This window comes from Paenibacillus sp. FW507-14B1B (assembly GCF_058781425.1).
Genome location: NZ_JBYSWS010000002.1, coordinates 1,112,713 through 1,128,610, shown reverse-complemented (window position 1 = coordinate 1,128,610; position 15,898 = coordinate 1,112,713). Strand labels below are relative to the sequence as shown.

General features: G+C 44.2%; 17 protein-coding genes. 14 read left to right on the top strand and 3 right to left on the bottom strand.

Features of this window, described 5'->3' with window-relative positions:
• Positions 1-216 precede the first annotated feature (216 nt).
• From glnA to AC3WJJ_RS13790, 4 genes are all read left to right on the top strand, one after another.
• Complete coding sequence (gene glnA / locus AC3WJJ_RS13805; protein WP_492541426.1) at positions 217-1,641, top strand: type I glutamate--ammonia ligase; 1,425 nt, start codon at positions 217-219, stop codon at positions 1,639-1,641.
• A gap of 190 nt (positions 1,642-1,831) precedes the next feature.
• On the top strand, positions 1,832-2,920 hold the full coding sequence (gene serC / locus AC3WJJ_RS13800) for a 3-phosphoserine/phosphohydroxythreonine transaminase (protein WP_492541424.1): 1,089 nt from the start codon (positions 1,832-1,834) through the stop codon (positions 2,918-2,920).
• 121 nt (positions 2,921-3,041) lie between these two features.
• Complete coding sequence (gene trmL, locus AC3WJJ_RS13795; protein ID WP_422657943.1) at positions 3,042-3,506, top strand: tRNA (uridine(34)/cytosine(34)/5-carboxymethylaminomethyluridine(34)-2'-O)-methyltransferase TrmL; 465 nt, start codon at positions 3,042-3,044, stop codon at positions 3,504-3,506.
• A 196-nt stretch (positions 3,507-3,702) separates the two neighbouring features.
• Entirely contained in the window at positions 3,703-3,957 is a 255-nt protein-coding gene (locus tag AC3WJJ_RS13790) for an AbrB/MazE/SpoVT family DNA-binding domain-containing protein (protein ID WP_422657942.1), read from the top strand.
• 281 nt (positions 3,958-4,238) lie between these two features.
• Here the strand turns inward: AC3WJJ_RS13790 and AC3WJJ_RS13785 are convergent, their stop codons facing one another.
• Positions 4,239-5,300 carry a phosphodiester glycosidase family protein gene (locus AC3WJJ_RS13785; protein ID WP_492541421.1) on the bottom strand — a complete coding sequence of 354 codons (1,062 nt, stop codon included), beginning with the start codon at positions 5,298-5,300 and terminating at the stop codon, positions 4,239-4,241.
• A 14-nt stretch (positions 5,301-5,314) separates the two neighbouring features.
• Positions 5,315-5,728, bottom strand: a complete 414-nt coding sequence (locus AC3WJJ_RS13780) for a hypothetical protein (RefSeq protein WP_492541420.1) — start codon at positions 5,726-5,728, stop codon at positions 5,315-5,317.
• A gap of 372 nt (positions 5,729-6,100) precedes the next feature.
• Here AC3WJJ_RS13780 and AC3WJJ_RS13775 point away from each other — a divergent pair, with 372 nt between their 5' ends.
• Both AC3WJJ_RS13775 and AC3WJJ_RS13770 read left to right on the top strand, forming a co-directional pair.
• Entirely contained in the window at positions 6,101-6,757 is a 657-nt protein-coding gene (locus tag AC3WJJ_RS13775; protein WP_492541418.1) for a response regulator, read from the top strand.
• Between the two features lie 102 nt (positions 6,758-6,859).
• A complete protein-coding gene (locus AC3WJJ_RS13770; protein WP_492541416.1) occupies positions 6,860-8,074 on the top strand; it encodes an aminotransferase-like domain-containing protein in 1,215 nt (404 codons plus the stop codon).
• Between the two features lie 124 nt (positions 8,075-8,198).
• Here the strand turns inward: AC3WJJ_RS13770 and AC3WJJ_RS13765 are convergent, their stop codons facing one another.
• Entirely contained in the window at positions 8,199-9,041 is an 843-nt protein-coding gene (locus tag AC3WJJ_RS13765) for a DUF2161 family putative PD-(D/E)XK-type phosphodiesterase (RefSeq protein ID WP_492541414.1), read from the bottom strand.
• Between the two features lie 275 nt (positions 9,042-9,316).
• Here AC3WJJ_RS13765 and AC3WJJ_RS13760 point away from each other — a divergent pair, with 275 nt between their 5' ends.
• The 8 genes from AC3WJJ_RS13760 (at position 9,317) to AC3WJJ_RS13725 (ending at position 15,876) form a co-directional block, all read left to right on the top strand.
• Positions 9,317-11,212 (top strand): PrkA family serine protein kinase, encoded by a 1,896-nt coding sequence (locus AC3WJJ_RS13760; protein WP_492541412.1) that lies wholly within the window; start codon positions 9,317-9,319, stop codon positions 11,210-11,212.
• A gap of 270 nt (positions 11,213-11,482) precedes the next feature.
• Entirely contained in the window at positions 11,483-12,523 is a 1,041-nt protein-coding gene (locus AC3WJJ_RS13755; RefSeq protein ID WP_492541410.1) for a protoglobin domain-containing protein, read from the top strand.
• A gap of 48 nt (positions 12,524-12,571) precedes the next feature.
• A complete protein-coding gene (locus AC3WJJ_RS13750; protein ID WP_492541408.1) occupies positions 12,572-12,745 on the top strand; it encodes a glycine zipper domain-containing protein in 174 nt (57 codons plus the stop codon).
• 217 nt (positions 12,746-12,962) lie between these two features.
• The gene (locus tag AC3WJJ_RS13745) at positions 12,963-13,748 is read left to right on the top strand and encodes a B3/B4 domain-containing protein (protein ID WP_492541406.1); all 786 of its coding nucleotides are present in this window, start codon (positions 12,963-12,965) and stop codon (positions 13,746-13,748) included.
• Positions 13,745-14,464 carry an AzlC family ABC transporter permease gene (locus AC3WJJ_RS13740; protein ID WP_492541404.1) on the top strand — a complete coding sequence of 240 codons (720 nt, stop codon included), beginning with the start codon at positions 13,745-13,747 and terminating at the stop codon, positions 14,462-14,464. The genes AC3WJJ_RS13745 and AC3WJJ_RS13740 overlap by 4 nt, the downstream gene beginning before the upstream one ends.
• A complete protein-coding gene (locus AC3WJJ_RS13735) occupies positions 14,461-14,760 on the top strand; it encodes an AzlD domain-containing protein (RefSeq protein WP_492541402.1) in 300 nt (99 codons plus the stop codon). Before AC3WJJ_RS13740 ends, AC3WJJ_RS13735 begins: the two co-directional genes overlap by 4 nt.
• A gap of 27 nt (positions 14,761-14,787) precedes the next feature.
• The gene (locus tag AC3WJJ_RS13730) at positions 14,788-15,471 is read left to right on the top strand and encodes a flavodoxin family protein (protein ID WP_492541400.1); all 684 of its coding nucleotides are present in this window, start codon (positions 14,788-14,790) and stop codon (positions 15,469-15,471) included.
• 57 nt (positions 15,472-15,528) lie between these two features.
• On the top strand, positions 15,529-15,876 hold the full coding sequence (locus tag AC3WJJ_RS13725) for a cupin domain-containing protein (protein ID WP_422657929.1): 348 nt from the start codon (positions 15,529-15,531) through the stop codon (positions 15,874-15,876).
• Positions 15,877-15,898 lie beyond the last annotated feature (22 nt).

The window sequence follows — 15,898 nt, the reverse complement described above, 5'->3', positions numbered from 1 at the left end:
TTCTTGTTGTTATAGTGTTATATACAGCTTCTTTGCACAATTGCGCCTATTGTTTATACTCCATGTCAGAATAGGTGACATACGCCATAAAAATACCTCACATCAGTATTGACGTTACATCACATGCCAGAATATAATGACTGAAAAGAAAACGAAATTTAGTGAACATTCAGAGGTTCATAGGCCAGTAATGTTCGGAAATTGGGAGGAATAGACATGTCGGTAGAGAAAGTATTGCAAACAATTCAAGAAAACAACATTGAGTGGATTGATTTTCGGTTTGTAGATCTGGCGGGGCGTGCGCATCATATTTCACTACCAGCATCTGAAGTGGACGCAGAAACGTTTGTAAATGGTGTGGCTTTTGATGGTTCGTCAATTGCAGGCTTTCGAGGGATTGAAGAGTCTGACATGGTTATGATGCCTGATCCAGAATCTTGCTACATTGATCCATTTACGGCACATCCTACCCTGAATATTATGAGCAATATCTATACACCGGATGGTGAAGCATATGAGCGTGATCCACGCGGAATTGCGGCTCGTGCAGAACAGTTTTTACAGGAAAGTGGTGTAGGTACAGCTGCCTTTTTTGCACCGGAATCTGAATTCTTCTTGTTTGATGATGTGCGTTATGAAAGCACGATGAACAGTTCCACATATGTGGTGGAATCCGAAGAAGCAGCATGGAATACGAATCGCAAAGAAGACGGAGGCAACCTGGGATTCAAGATTGGTGTCAAAGGTGGGTATGTTCCCGTCGCTCCGGTAGACACACAGCAAGATATTCGCAGCGAGATGTGCCGTTTGCTGGGTGAGGCAGGTCTTCGCGTAGAGCGTCATCATCATGAGGTTGCTACAGCGGGTCAAGCAGAGATCAATTTCCGATTTGATACCCTGAAGAAAACGGCAGATAACTTACTCATCTATAAATACATCGTTCATAATACAGCTCGTCAATATGGTAAGACGGCAACATTCATGCCTAAGCCACTTTTCGGAGATAACGGAAGTGGAATGCACGTTCACCAATCGATCTTTAACGGTGATACGCCACTCTTCTATGAAAAAGGTGCCTACGCAAATCTTAGTGAGATGGCTATGCATTATATCGGAGGGATTTTGTATCATGCCCCTGCTCTGATCGCCTTGACGAACCCGAGCACGAACTCTTTCAAACGTCTGGTGCCTGGGTATGAAGCACCCGTTAACCTTGTATTCTCCAAAGGTAACCGTTCTGCTGCCATCCGTATTCCAGTAGCGGCTGTTACACCTAAGGGCTGTCGTATTGAGTTCCGTACACCGGACTCTACAGCGAATCCATACCTCGCGTTCTCAGCGATGCTGATGGCTGGTCTAGACGGAATTAAGCGTAAGATCGATCCTGTAGCGCTAGGATACGGTCCGTTCGACAAGAACATCTACGAGTTGTCTGACTCTGAGAAGAAAGAGATCCGTAGCGTGCCAGGAACGCTGGATGAAGCGCTGGATGCATTGCAGGCTGATTATGAATTCTTGACTGAGGGCGGCGTATTCACGAAGGAATTCCTCGACAACTTTATTGAACTGAAACGTGGCGAAGCTAAAGCAGTATCTATCCGGGTACATCCGCATGAGTTCTCTCTCTACTATGATCTTTAATAGAAATTGAATATAGTAGGGTGTCAAGGTTCTTTGACCTGGGGCACCCTCCTTTGTGTTGGGCCTGATATTATTAATTATGATATTCGTGTCTTTAAATTGAGAAAAAAAGCACTTGCCGCACTTCCCGATTGTTGCTATGATATGCGATAATATTTAGTAAGTAGAGAAAGAAAGGGTGGAGAGTCGTTTGAACAAAAGAGCTTATAATTTTAACGCGGGTCCGGCCGCACTGCCACTAGAAGTCTTGGAACGGGCACAGTCGGAATTTGTTGATTTTAGGGAGAGCGGCATGTCCATCATGGAAATGTCTCACCGAGGTGCAATCTATGAATCGGTACATAAAGAAGCGCAAGAGCGCCTACTAGCATTGCTTGGCAAGCCTAAAGGATATAAGGTTCTGTTCCTTCAAGGTGGAGCAAGCACGCAGTTTGCTATGGTTCCTATGAACTTCCTAAATCAAGGACAACAAGCGAACTACGTATTGACAGGCAGCTGGGCTGATAAAGCGGTAAAAGAAGCGAAATTGATTGGGGATACTCATATTGCGGCTTCTTCTGAGGCAGACAATTTCATGTCTATGCCAAGCCTTGCAGATATCTCATTGTCCGAGAATCCAGCTTACCTGCATATGACTTCCAATGAAACCATTGGAGGAACGCAGTTCAAGCAGTTCCCGAATACCGGTTCTGTGCCTTTGATCTGTGATATGTCCAGTGACATTCTGAGCAGACCGTTTGATCTGAATCAGTTCGGTATGGTTTATGCCGGAGCACAGAAGAACCTTGGGCCATCTGGTGTAACGGTTGTAATTGCAAGAGAAGATATGATTACAAACTCACCAAAGCACCTTCCAACAATGCTGCGTTATAGCACACATACAAGCAACGACTCACTTTATAACACGCCTCCATCCTTTGGTATATATATGATTAATGAAGTGTTGAAGTGGATCGAAGAACGGGGAGGCCTTGAAGGAATCCAAGTTCAGAACCGTGAAAAAGCAGGACTGATCTATAATGCGATTGATGGAAGCGGTGGATTCTATCGTGGTTGTGTTGATGGTGATAGTCGTTCGGACATGAACGTAACCTTCCGTTTGGAATCGGAAGAACTTGAAAAAGCATTTATCAAAGCTTCTGAGCAAGAAGGGTTTGTAGGTCTGAAGGGTCACCGGAGTGTTGGTGGACTACGTGCTTCGATTTACAATGCTGTTCCTATGGAAAGTTGTAAAGCACTTGTTGATTTTATGGATCATTTCAAGAAAACGCACGGATAATGTGGGTGACAAAGAGGAATCTTCCGTCTTGGCGGGGGGTTCTTTTTTGGTGTGTTGCGATGAAATCGGGTTTTTAAGTTATAATAGAAGAAAACAGATGAAAAGGGTGGATGGTTACAACATGGCATTACACATTGTACTCGTAGAACCGGAGATCCCGGCTAACACGGGGAATATCGCTAGAACTTGCGCGGCAACAGGCACACACCTTCACTTGGTTAGACCTCTTGGCTTCAATACGGATGATAAGACATTAAAGCGTGCAGGGCTCGATTATTGGTACGCTGTACATATCGAGTATCATGATTCTTTTGAGGAGTTACAGGCACAGTATCCAGATGGACGTTTTTTCTACGCTTCAACGAAATCAGAGAAACGGTATTCAGATATCTCGTTTCGTGATGGGGATTTTCTCGTATTCGGTAAGGAAACGAAAGGTCTTCCTCCAGAATTACTGGCTGCGAACCCAGAGACATGCATTCGTATGCCAATGACCGATAAAGTTCGTTCCTTGAACCTTTCCAATTCAGCTGCAATTATTGTTTATGAGGCTCTTCGTCAATTGGATTTTCCAGAAATGGAATAGGATAAAGTATACTGTTTGTTGTATAAAATCAGACGCTCTACCTATACGAGGAAGAAAAAAAGTAAAAAAACAAATAATTTCTTAGAAACTAGCAGGATTCGACAACCTTTTATCGAACTATCCTACTAGGCCCATTTTATCATGCAATTGGGAAAAATGTAGACATTACTTGTTGAACGGAGAGGTGTACTTTGTTATGAAACCTGCTGGTGTTGTACGTAAGGTTGATCAGCTGGGGAGAATTGTCCTGCCCAAATCACTACGTAAGAGATATCAAATGAACGAAGGCGATCCTGTAGAAATATTGGTACAGGGTGACCATATTATTTTGGAACGCTACCGTCCGAAGTGTGTTTTCTGCGGATCTATGGATGGAGTAAGCGAGTTTAAAGAACGTCATATATGCGCACAGTGCATGTCCGAGATGAATCAACTTCCGATACATGCCTAATGTAGTGCGAATGAGCGCCGCTTAATGCGGTGCTTTTTTGTTATAAGAAGGCAAAAGAAAAAGCTTCCCCATGGTGAGGAAGCCGTGCCTTACAGGCCTTTGGTTTTGTCATCATTGTACGAGGCAGTCAAAATTCCGACCATGTACAAGGCAAGAACCAGTGTGACAATCCAAAAAGTTAAAGAGAAAGACATTAAGGCCACCTCCTGCTAAGCTATTCCTATTATACCCAGCCTTGGAGGAAAAATAAATGAGAATTATGAAGTATCTCATAGATTTGTTCATTTAAAAAACAAAAAATGTGTAGGAACGGGACGAAGAATCCCATCCGAAGGCTTGTTCACTACTCTTCCATTTAGAATGAGGGAAGTGGAGCCGCCTCCATCTAGGTTATAAGCGTCTTTTACTCCAAGGTTATAAAGCTTGTTCTGTAACTCTTGTAGGGTTGCGCCCGAGTTTCCTTTTTCATCATAACCTTCTGTCACAAGAATAAGTAGTTGATCATCCTTATAGTTCGCGATAACCGTTCTAGGAGCCCGGGCAGGTGCTGTCTTCCATTTGGTTGGTATCGGCATTTTTTGACCATTCTTCAACAATACAGGTACGAAGGTAGCTCCGAATTTTGGATCAAGTCGATCGAGCTCTTGCTGACTATAGAACTTACCACCGATCAATTGGCCTGAATTGTTAAGCCCTACAAAGGCAAGGTCTTTAAAGCTGGGTTGGAATCCGGTAACGTAATGACCGTCTATAAAGGTTGTGCTTAATGGATGCCTGCCACCGTTTCCATCAGCAAAGCCGCCTGCATTAATTCCGGCAACCGCACCAGAGCGATTTACAGCCTGCATCGTCGTTTCTACCGAACCGACCTTTCCACTGCCAAGAGACATGGTCATGGCATTCGGATCTTTGAGCTTTACCTTCATGGCATAACCATGATACGTTCCGGGATTGACTTTGAACAGCTCAATGTTAATTCGGTCACTGTTCACTCTTTCCGTGGCAGTACCCAGCTTAGCTGTAATTCGGCGGTTATACAGACGCTCGGGCACTAACGCTTGTCGTTCTGTATTCCTTAGGATGCTACTCATTGCCGTTGTTGTCTGTCGATATAGCTTGCTTGCTTTTTCAATGGAAGCAACCGTCTTGTCCACCGTAAGGGCCGCTTGATCTAAACCCTCAATAATGTCCGTCGTCTCTTTTGACAATTCGGAGTTTGGTGCATAAGCAGAAACATTCAGCTGAAGACGTGGAGGTTCTTGAAAGAGAAAGATACAGAGCGCCGCACCGATAAACGGTGCGATGGCAAGCATGAACCATCGATTTACCTGTTTGGGTGTCATCCGGTTCAAAGGCCTCACTTCAGCAGCTCCAGCTTCTGCTCCAGCTTCTTAAGTTCCTCTTTCACTTCATTCAGCTGACTGTATAACTTATTGCTGTTATCTGTCTTGCCACTCGCTTGATCCTTAGTAAACGTGAGTAGTTCATTGAAAGACTGCACCTTGCTCTGCATTTCGTCTACTTGCTGAGATAGCTCTGTGAAACGACTGTCATACTGGGCCTTGAGAGCGGCAAGCTCTTTGTGAGTGTCTTCCTGCAGCTGTGTTAGCATTTCTTGTTTAAGATGATTGCTATATGAATAAGCGGCAGCAACTCCTAGTGCAATAAATATGATCCAGAACATCCAAAACCATCTTGCTTTTGGTCCTCTACGGGAAGATGCTTCCCGGGATGGATAGGTTGGTATATTCTCTGTTTCCAGCCTCGGCATCCTTATCACTCCTTGAAATTCCTATCAATTTTTCCAGTAATCATTCTATCACGCAAAAATTAATTTCGCAAAGACGAAAAAAACTCTCTTAATCATCAAAAATAGATTGCTTAAATCGACGAAAGTGGGATACAATCTGTATAGATTTGTTTAACAAAAGTGATACAGATAAGTCGTTTGCCATGTTATCCTGCCCGGGTCTAAGCCTCTAGCATTACTTAACCTATTTTCCATTTTGAAAATGATCGTGGTGGAATAATAGGGCGGCAAACAACGTAAGTTCGCGTTTGTTATTAAATAGGGTCACAGCTATTATAAGAATGACTATGTTTAACACTAGTATAGCTAGTTGAAACAGGGGGTTAAAGGATCATGAGTCAGGTTTGGCGAGTAGTTATTGTAGGCAGTCATCCTACGAGTATGCTTGGAACCAAATTAATTTTGGAAGAAGAGAAACAATTAAGTGTGCTTAGTATGGTCTCATCGGCGCAAGAAGGAATTAGAATGGTTGGGGATATTCAGCCTGATCTCGTGTTATTAGACTATCGACTTCCTGATACAACGGCGGAAACCGTGTTAGAGCAGATGAAACAGATTTCACCGGAAACACATATCATTATCATGACGGATAACGATGGGCTCTCTTTACTGCAAGCGTTGATCAGTAGAGGGGCAAGCGGTCTTTTATCAAAGCAAGCTTCTCCTTTTCAGCTCATGCATATGATCGCGGGTCTTCGTGAAGGCGTTACCACTCTTCCACTAGAGTGGGTTAAGCAAGCGATATGGCCACTTACTTCTTCTGCGATGCACGAAGGTGGATTACCACTTTCCGAGACGGAGACATTCATCATGGAGCGCATCGTCCAAGGGATTACCTATGACAAAATCGCACTTGAAATTGAAGTGAGCCGCCGTTCCATTGACAATTATCTTCGGAAAATCTATGTAAAGTTAGGTGTAAACACAAGAGCACAGGCGATCGAGAAATATGCGCTTTACACCCATCAAGGGCGCCAAATGTATGCTTAAATGATAAGTGTAAGTTATAATGGTGAGAGGCTAGGAATACCTTTAAGAGGCTGCCTGGAATTAATCCGAGGTTTTGACAACGGTTAAAGGGAGGGATTTCGTATGCAGTATTCCTTTGCTTCCCGTGCACAGACCCTAATGTTATCCCCGCTGCGCAGTCTTAAGGAACTTGCGAAGCGGGATTCTTTTATTTCCCTGGCTGAAGAGCTTCCTGCTGAGGAGTTATTTCCTCTTTCATCCCTAGCTGAAGCTGCTGACTACGTGCTGAATGCCGATCGGCGTTCACTTCAATATGGGGAGGCAGAAGGGTATGGGCCACTTCGAGAATGGCTTAGTTGTGATTGGAGCCGCCGCAAGCAGCTGACGGTATCTTCGGATCAGATTTTGCTGACAACCGGAACGCAGCAGGCTCTGGATCTTCTCGTTCGGGTATATGTGGATCCTGGTGATCGCGTTCTTGTGGAAAATCCGACTTCTCCTGGATTGCTCCAGGTGCTAAGGCTGCAAGGGGCACATATTATTCCGGTAGAAGGAGATAGCAGCGGCATTATACCTGACTCTCTGGAGCGGCTCATTAAAGCACATCAGCCGAAACTCCTGCTGGCTGCACCTAACTTTACCAATCCAACAGGCGTTTTATGGAGTTTGGAACGTCGTCAGGAAGTATTACGTTTGTGTATAGCACATGGCTTGTTGATCGTTGAAGATGATTCTGTTGGAGATTTGTATTTCCCTCAAGGGGCAAACCTTCCGAAGCAGCTACCGTCACTGATTTCATTAGAAGAGAAATCGGGTGAACATGTGCTGTATGTGGGATCCTTTAGTAAGACTGTTGCGCCTGCACTAAGGACTGGGTGGGCTGCGGGACATCGGAAGATTATTGAAATGATGACGGCGGTTAAACAAATGGCAGATTGGCAGTCCAGTATGTTAAATCAGAGACTGCTGCATCATTTGCTTGAGTCGAATTATTTTAACTATGACGCTCATATCCAAATGCTTAACAGAGAATATGGAACAAGGCTCAAATTAATGGTTGAGCTGCTTAAACGCAACGCCTGGAAGGATACCGCTTACGAGGTTCCATTGGGCGGCATGTTCCTCTGGGTGCGTTTGCCGGCCGGACTGAATGGTGATGCGCTCTTGAAACGCTCGATGCAGAAGGGAGTGCAGTTTCTTCCTGGATCAATGTGTTCCTCTGGAGATGAGGCCAATGAATGTATTCGTCTAAACTTTACCCACCCAGGTAGGGATGAATTGCTTCTAGGTATGAACTTGATCAGTGAAGCGGTTCTGGAGTTTACGGCTCGGAATTAAAGACTGAAGCGAGTGAGATCATCGTGATATATTATTCTTATGAAAATAGGGCAGACCTCGAAAATCCAGTATTGGAATCAGAGGTCAGCCCTTTTTGTTTGTGTATCCTTCGATTGGAACAAGTCTAATCCCTTGGATAAGACATAGGAAGGTGACTGGAGATGGTGGAGGACTCTAAGACGGCTGCGTATTCTTGTAAAGCTTGTATGCCTGCTTCTGTAAGTATATAGCGTCCACGTACAACGCGAGAGAACCAACCGTAGTAATTCTGTTGCAGCATAGCAGCAGCATTCCCTACACCGCTCAAGTTACGGATTGCAGCTGGAGTTACGCCTGGTTTGGGTGTTGTGCTCGGTGTGGATTTTCGATTCCCAGTAGTAGAATTGTGCTCTGATGCGGAGGCTGATGCATCCAGAATGCCTTCAGCCTTGCTAAGCTGCTGCAGAGCAGCTGCAACGCGAAGCGTCTTCTCACGATAAGCTGTGACTAGTTTAGCTCGTGTGACACCGCCTGTATTATAGTCACCGCTACGTTCTCGAAACTCTATAAGAAGTCGCTCACGCTTTCGCGGGGCTTTTCTCTGGTCTGCTCCATTACCCTCACTAGGCTCACACAGCACCTCGACAAACGGAGCTTTGGTCTTATAGAACGTGACTGTGATCAGTCCAAGTCCAAGCTTGCGGCATAGAACACTGAGCTCGGACCAACGCTGGTTGACCGCGCCTTTTTTAGTTCGACTCTTCTCAACGGCAAGGTATACAAGCGAACTCATTTTCAGGCGTTCCATGCCTTGAAGGAGTAACGCGAGATTAAATGTTTTCTTCATCTCAACAATGAGTGGTTCTGCCAAGCCCTCTTTCATGCCGACCATATCACAATTGCGTACTTCGCCTTTAATGTCATATCCATGCAGCTCGAAAAAAGCCTTCAAGGGAGCGTACAGCTCGGCTTCGTGTTTTATCGCCATGGCTATTCTCCTTTGTATTCCAATTATCCAAAAATGCTGAAGATGCTTAGGGCGCTCTATTCCATCAGTATAACATGCCGAGAACGGATGTGCGTGTGTACAAGATGTCCCGAGTTCATTCGAGGAAAAAGTAAGCTCTTAACTTCGAAAATATGGTCAACTATTCGGTCGGTGCCGCATAGGTATGTAATACACTTTTTCGGTGGGTTTATAGTGAAACGACACGAGTGGAATGAGAGCCAATCCTCATAATCAGAGTCATAGGAGGTAGCGGTATGGATATTTTCGAACGCATAGCATCGTATCGGGCAGAAAGCGATCGTCTGGCATGGAGCGGCACATTCAGGGAATATATTGAAATACTTAAGAAGGATCCTTCTCCCGCCATGACCGCGCATGCGCGCGTGTACGACATGATCGAATCTTATGGATTTGAGGAGAGTGGCGGCCGAAAAAAATACAAGTTTTTTGAGCAGGAGATATTTGGGCTTGATCGTGCAGTTGAAAAGCTTGTAGAGGAGTATTTTCACTCCGCTGCCCGTAGGCTGGATGTTCGCAAAAGGATTTTGCTGTTGATGGGGCCGGTCAGCGGTGGTAAATCGACGCTAGTTACGCTCTTAAAGCGTGGACTCGAGAAGCATTCTCGGACAGAGCGTGGGGCCGTGTATGCCATTGCGGGGTGCCCAATGCACGAGGAACCGCTACACTTGATCCCACTGGAACTAAGGCCTGAGGTGGAAAAGCAACTAGGGGTTCGGATTGAAGGAAGCCTATGCCCTTCCTGTCAGATGAGGCTTAAAACCGAATATGATGGTGATATTGAATCGGTCATGGTAGAGCGTGTCTTAATCTCTGAAGAAGGTCGAACAGGTATTGGTACATTCAGCCCCTCAGATCCGAAGTCACAAGACATTGCGGACCTAACGGGTAGTATCGACTTCTCCACGATTACAGAATACGGCTCGGAGTCTGATCCAAGAGCTTACCGCTTTGATGGTGAACTGAATAAGGCGAATCGGGGACTGATGGAGTTCCAGGAGATGCTGAAATGTGACGAAAAGTTTCTATGGAATTTACTCTCCCTGACACAAGAGGGGAACTTCAAGGCTGGAAGGTTTGCGCTTATTAGCGCAGATGAACTCATTGTTGCTCACACGAATGAATCAGAGTATAAAGCCTTCATTGCCAACAAAAAAAATGAAGCGCTACAGTCACGGATGATCGTAATGCCGATTCCTTATAACCTAAGAGTAAGTGATGAGGAGAAAATATATGAAAAGCTGATCGGACAAAGCGATATGAAGCATATCCATATTTCACCGCATGCGCTGCGCTCGGCTGCTATTTTTTCCATTCTGACACGCTTGAAGGAGACGAAAAAACAAGGAATGGACCTCATCAAAAAAATGCGTATGTATGATGGGGAAGAGATCGAGGGTTACAAAGAGGCAGACCTCAAGGAGATGCAGAACGAATACTTGGAAGAAGGAATGTCAGGGGTAGATCCGCGCTATGTCATCAACCGAATCTCAAGTGCTTTGATCAAGCAAGATCTTCAGTGCATTAATGCGTTAGATATGCTGCGGGCGATTAAAGATGGATTGGATCAACATGCTTCGATCACGAAGGAAGAGCGGGAACGGTATCTAAACTTTATCTCCGCTGCGCGTAAAGAATATGATGACCTTGCAAAGAAAGAAGTTCAGAAGGCCTTCGTATATTCATTCGAGGAGTCTGCCAAGACACTATTTGAGAACTATCTCGATAATATTGAAGCATTCTGCAATTGGAGTAAGATCCGAGATCCTCTGACCGATGAGGAGATGGACCCAGACGAAAGACTCATGCGTTCCATTGAAGAGCAGATCGGTGTATCGGAGAACGCGAAAAAAGCATTCCGTGAAGAGATCATGATTCGGATATCAGCCTATTCCCGGAAAGGGAAAAAGTTTGAATACCATAACCATGAGCGTTTACGTGAAGCGATTGAGAAAAAGCTGTTCGCGGATCTTAAAGATATCGTGAAAATTACGACTTCAACGAAAACTCCGGATGCTGTACAACTGAAAAGAATAAATGAAGTTAGTTCACGTCTGATCGAAGAGCATGGATATTGCCCGGTATGTGCGAATGAGCTTCTGCGTTATGTGGGGAGTTTGCTGAACCGGTAAAAGTTTTATAAGAAGCGTGGTGACTAGGGTGTAGGTCGCTATGCTTCTTTTTTTATAGGCTAGGAGGAGTTGTGTTTTGTCCAAACTCGATTCCTGAAGATTTTAATCACATTATGTGGGATTTTACCTACTATATGTAATTGTAAAGTGCATTTACACGGTCAATTAGGCCTTTGTGATTATGTGGATATAGTAGAAATAGTCTATAATGAACCCAAAGTTAAAAATTAAGTGACATTTATCACTGAATTGGGAGTGAATTTTTTCGACATGATCGACGTATCCCCTCAAAGACGCAGACAGTTAGATTATCTCGGGTTGAAAGAAACAGAATTATTGCTTCTAGCTAATCATCGTGAAATTTTTAAGCAAGTAGTGGAGGAAGTCGTTACACGATTCTATGATCAGATCGGAGCACAACCTGAATTGATGAGAATCATCGACAATACTTCAACGGTGGACAGATTGAAGGAGACCCAGCGCGTTTACTGGATGTCACTGACAGACGGACTCGTTGATGATAAATATATTAATCATCGAATCAAAATTGGACAGGTCCATTCTCGAATCGGCTTGTCAACAGATTATTACTTAGGAAGCTATATGGTATATCTGGATATTGCAGCAGATTTACTGCAACAGATCGTACCGGATAACTGGGTACGTGTCGTTCATGCTTTAAGTAAAATGTTTAATCTAGATTCACAGCTTGTACTAGAAGCTTACAATATAAAAGAGAAGGAGCGCATCCAAACGCTTGTTAATGAGCAGGAGCACATGTTGGAAGCGATTACTTCAGCGGTTCAGGAACTCACTTCGATGATCGTTGAACTGGATGAAAGCGCCGTTCTAATGGCTGATAATGCTACAAAAACGGCGGAAGCGCAAGAGAAGGCTCATACGCTTACGGAGGAGCTTAATCAAGAGATTCTTCAGATCGAGCAGATGAGTTCGCTTATTCGTGAAATATCAGATCAAAGTCATTTACTTGGTCTGAATGCTGCAATTGAAGCCGCGCATGCTGGTGAATTTGGACGTGGATTCGAGGTTGTTGCTGGAGAGGTTCGGAAGCTAGCAAGTCATTCCCGAACAGCCATGGATGAAGTTCAAGGGAAGGTATCTGGCATTATTCGGAAGCTTAAAATGGTGGAACATGAATCGGAGCAGACTTCGATCAATGCACGTAACCAGGCAGCTAGCTCCCAGGAACTGTCGGCATTCGTTAAGATGATGGAGAAGCTGGCCGCAGACCTGGAAGCACTGCAGCATAGTACAACATTAAAGATGATGGATACAACAGCTATCAGATGATAGGTAGTACCTAGCTCTTGGATTTCTTAGGCAAGGGAGGGAACGCATGTGGACAGCGGGAACAATCCGGGACCGAGAAGATACATTGGAACTGGCGTAGCACTAGGAATTGCTCTAGGAACAACTTTTGGCGTGATATTTGATAAAATAGTGATAGGAATTGGAATAGGAATAGCATGCGGATTTGTTATTGGTGCAGTTTGGGAGAAGTTGAGGAAGTGACCCTTTAAATGTGGATTGTATAAGGGACCAATTTCTATTATTTTAATATACTTACTACAACGACCCTGAGTGGCTTTTGCCATTTAGGGTTTTTTTGTGCATCCAGACAAATCAAAGTTATTAAAAGTGGTATGGTGTACTGGTCAAAAAGTGGTCGTTTACATTAATAGTATATATAAGGTATGATTTTCCATATATTGACGAGGAGGATCTTGAAATGACACATTCTTCCACACCGTTTAACGGCAAGGATAGACAATTTTCAGTCCGATTTTCTGAAGATGTTTTTGAAATAGCTCCTGATTTACATGTCGGATTAATTGCTGCCGCTCCTGTTTCGAATCTGGACAAGGATAACGAAGTACTGGCACTACTGAAACATATGGAGCAGGAAATATCGAACTCGGGGCTACAGAAGGAACAGATTAGTGAGCTGCCCACGATTGCTGCTTGGAGAAAAGTATATAGTCAATTTGGTGTCAAACCTGCAAGGTATCCTTGTGCTGCGGAGTCTCTTATCAGACGTGTCGTCGAACAAGGAGAGCTGGCACGGATTAATACCTTGGTTAATTTATGCAACGCCATCTCATTAAAATCTAGAATTCCCATTGCATCTTGCGACATATCAGACATATCTGAATTTGTCATTCGTCAGGCGGAAGGGAATGAGCAATTCTATCCAATCGGCAAACCTGAAGAGTATGAAGTGCCTGCACCCGGTGAGATTATTTATGCTGATCAAGATTTCAGGGCTCATTCAAGACGTTGGAACTGGAGACAAAGTGACATGATCAAAACAACATCTGATTCATCCCAGATGCTCTTTACAATAGAAGCTGTCCATCAGGAGGCGAAGGTTCTGGTTGAGGCTACCACATTTCTTTTGAATGAATTGCTGCAGCCTTTCACTAAAGGAGGTCTTTGTGAATGTGCTTTTATACATAAATCCTCACCTGAGCATACATTTCACTTGCTAAACAGGGAGGAACTACCGAGTTCATGACCAACATACTAGGCCAAATGAAAAGAGGATTGAACGATTCTGTCCCTATCGTCATCGGATACATCCCCGCTTGCATTACATTCGGACTGGTCGGCACATCACTCGGGCTTAGCGGCTGGGAAGTGTTTCTTCTGTCAGCGGTTGTGTATGCCGGAGCAAGTCAGTTTATAGGTGCGCAACTTTTGGCAGCTGGAACCGCAGCTCCTATAATTCTTCTGCTGACTTTCATCATCAATTTAAGATATTTCTTCATCAGTATGTCCTTGTCTCAAAGACTAGAACGCGGTACAAGAGCCACGTTAAAAAGCATTGTCGGTTTTGGGCTAACGGAAGAAGTTTATGCGGTTAGCATGATGTCACATAAGAACACCAGTAAAGGAAGTCATCTATCTGTCTCTTATCTTATAGGACTGGAGTTCCCTCCGTATGCCGTGACCTTAATCTCAACTTATGCCGGGATTATGCTTGCTAATTATATTCCGGCCTTCATCTTGCCTGCTCTGAATACCTCACTCTATGCACTATTGATCGCTCTGATTATTCCTCAACTTTTAGGTAATCGAAGAAATCTTGGGATATGTCTATCCGCTGCGTTGTCATCTTGGTTGCTGCAGCCCTTACTGGGAACGTCGTCCGTGCTTGTAGCAATGCTGATTGGAGCATGTGTAGGCTTTTACACGCCTAGGCAAAAAGAAATCGGGAGTGAAGCGAAGTGACGATATTACTAATTCTTGCGATGGGCCTCATCACCTTTTTCTTTCGGGCAGCTCCTCTGCTGCTAATAAAGGAATCCCAAGTAGAGAAGAAAACCAGTGGATTTCTTGATCATCTTCCGCTAGCCGTACTCAGTGCACTAACTGTTCCAAGTATTTTTTATGTAGATGAAGATTCATTATGGGTTGGGGTTGCAGCTGGTGCTGTATCCGTCATTCTAGTCCTTACCAAAAAAGTACCCTTATTCGGTGTTATTGCTGCCTCTGTAGCTGTGGCAGTACTTGTTAAAATTGTATAAATATTTTGGCCGAAGGAGGAGTTCACAGTGGATAACGTTACAGCAGATATTCTTGCGATATGCGGTTCTACCCGCGTGGGAGGAAATACGGATCAAATTTTGCAGTATGCCAAAGAAGTAGCCCTCCAGAAGAATGCTAATCTATCGGTTCTGAATTTAAGAGATTTCAATATATCCGCATGTGGTCAGTGTGGAGATTGTAATTATCGGGAGAACCCTTGTGATTTTCATGACGATATGCTGAAGATTACAGAACGGATGAGCAAAGCAGATGGGATTATATACGCGGTTCCTGTGCATGGTTTCGGTATGGGTCACCTTATGCAAATATTCATTGAGCGGGCGGGTGTATGTTATCTCCGATTCGATAGACCTCTTACGAACAAAGTCGGAGGAGCTATCGTAACTGGGCGTCGATATAACCATCAGCATGTATATTCCCAACTTGTCAGTAACATTTTATTAAACCGAATGATTATGGTAGGCAGCGGTTTTCCCGCTCTGCTACATGCAGGGAAGACGAACGAGGCATTTGATGATCTGGAAGGTATGGACTCGGTAAGGAGAATGGTGGAGCGTATGGTGGATATGGTTTCTGTGATGAAGCGTTATTCCCGCATGACAAACGATACCTTCCTAACATATAACGAAGCTAATGAACGGATGATTAGTGAAAACACACTTATGCGTTTAAAAGAGTCGCTAATTTAGAAGATATGTCCTGAGTATTCAGGGGTTATCTATATAAAACATTGGAGGTTGACGAAGATGACAATGACAATTAAAGAACTTGAGGCTTTGGGAGGCATTGATTTCCCTAATATGGAGTGGACGCACTGGGATAAGCCAGGTGCGAATGGACGAGTGAAGATCAGTTACATTGGCAACAAACGTATTCGCTTATTAGAGCTACCTCCAGGATTTAATGAAGAAAACTGGTGTCTCAAAGGTCATGTTGGTTATGTTTTGGATGGTGAATTTACGATTCATTATAAAGATCGCAAGGTGTCATGCAGTCCGGGGATGGGCTTCGTCATTCCGGATGGTGATCCTCACCGATCACAAGGTAAGGACGGGAGTTCTACGTTAGTATTTGTCATGGATGAGATGGAATAAGTAATAAGGGGAGTGAGTTCAT

Bases quoted from the DNA above. Each gene is read 5' to 3' on its own strand.
- glnA (WP_492541426.1), top strand. From the start codon at position 217: ATGTCGGTAGAGAAAGTATTGCAAACAATTCAAGAAAACAACATTGAG.
- trmL (WP_422657943.1), top strand. From the start codon at position 3,042: ATGGCATTACACATTGTACTCGTAGAACCGGAGATCCCGGCTAACACG.
- AC3WJJ_RS13790 (WP_422657942.1), top strand. From the start codon at position 3,703: ATGAAACCTGCTGGTGTTGTACGTAAGGTTGATCAGCTGGGGAGAATT.
- AC3WJJ_RS13785 (WP_492541421.1), bottom strand. From the start codon at position 5,300: ATGACACCCAAACAGGTAAATCGATGGTTCATGCTTGCCATCGCACCG.
- AC3WJJ_RS13780 (WP_492541420.1), bottom strand. From the start codon at position 5,728: ATGCCGAGGCTGGAAACAGAGAATATACCAACCTATCCATCCCGGGAA.
- AC3WJJ_RS13775 (WP_492541418.1), top strand. From the start codon at position 6,101: ATGAGTCAGGTTTGGCGAGTAGTTATTGTAGGCAGTCATCCTACGAGT.
- AC3WJJ_RS13770 (WP_492541416.1), top strand. From the start codon at position 6,860: ATGCAGTATTCCTTTGCTTCCCGTGCACAGACCCTAATGTTATCCCCG.
- AC3WJJ_RS13765 (WP_492541414.1), bottom strand. From the start codon at position 9,041: ATGGCGATAAAACACGAAGCCGAGCTGTACGCTCCCTTGAAGGCTTTT.
- AC3WJJ_RS13760 (WP_492541412.1), top strand. From the start codon at position 9,317: ATGGATATTTTCGAACGCATAGCATCGTATCGGGCAGAAAGCGATCGT.
- AC3WJJ_RS13755 (WP_492541410.1), top strand. From the start codon at position 11,483: ATGATCGACGTATCCCCTCAAAGACGCAGACAGTTAGATTATCTCGGG.
- AC3WJJ_RS13745 (WP_492541406.1), top strand. From the start codon at position 12,963: ATGACACATTCTTCCACACCGTTTAACGGCAAGGATAGACAATTTTCA.
- AC3WJJ_RS13740 (WP_492541404.1), top strand. From the start codon at position 13,745: ATGACCAACATACTAGGCCAAATGAAAAGAGGATTGAACGATTCTGTC.
- AC3WJJ_RS13725 (WP_422657929.1), top strand. From the start codon at position 15,529: ATGACAATGACAATTAAAGAACTTGAGGCTTTGGGAGGCATTGATTTC.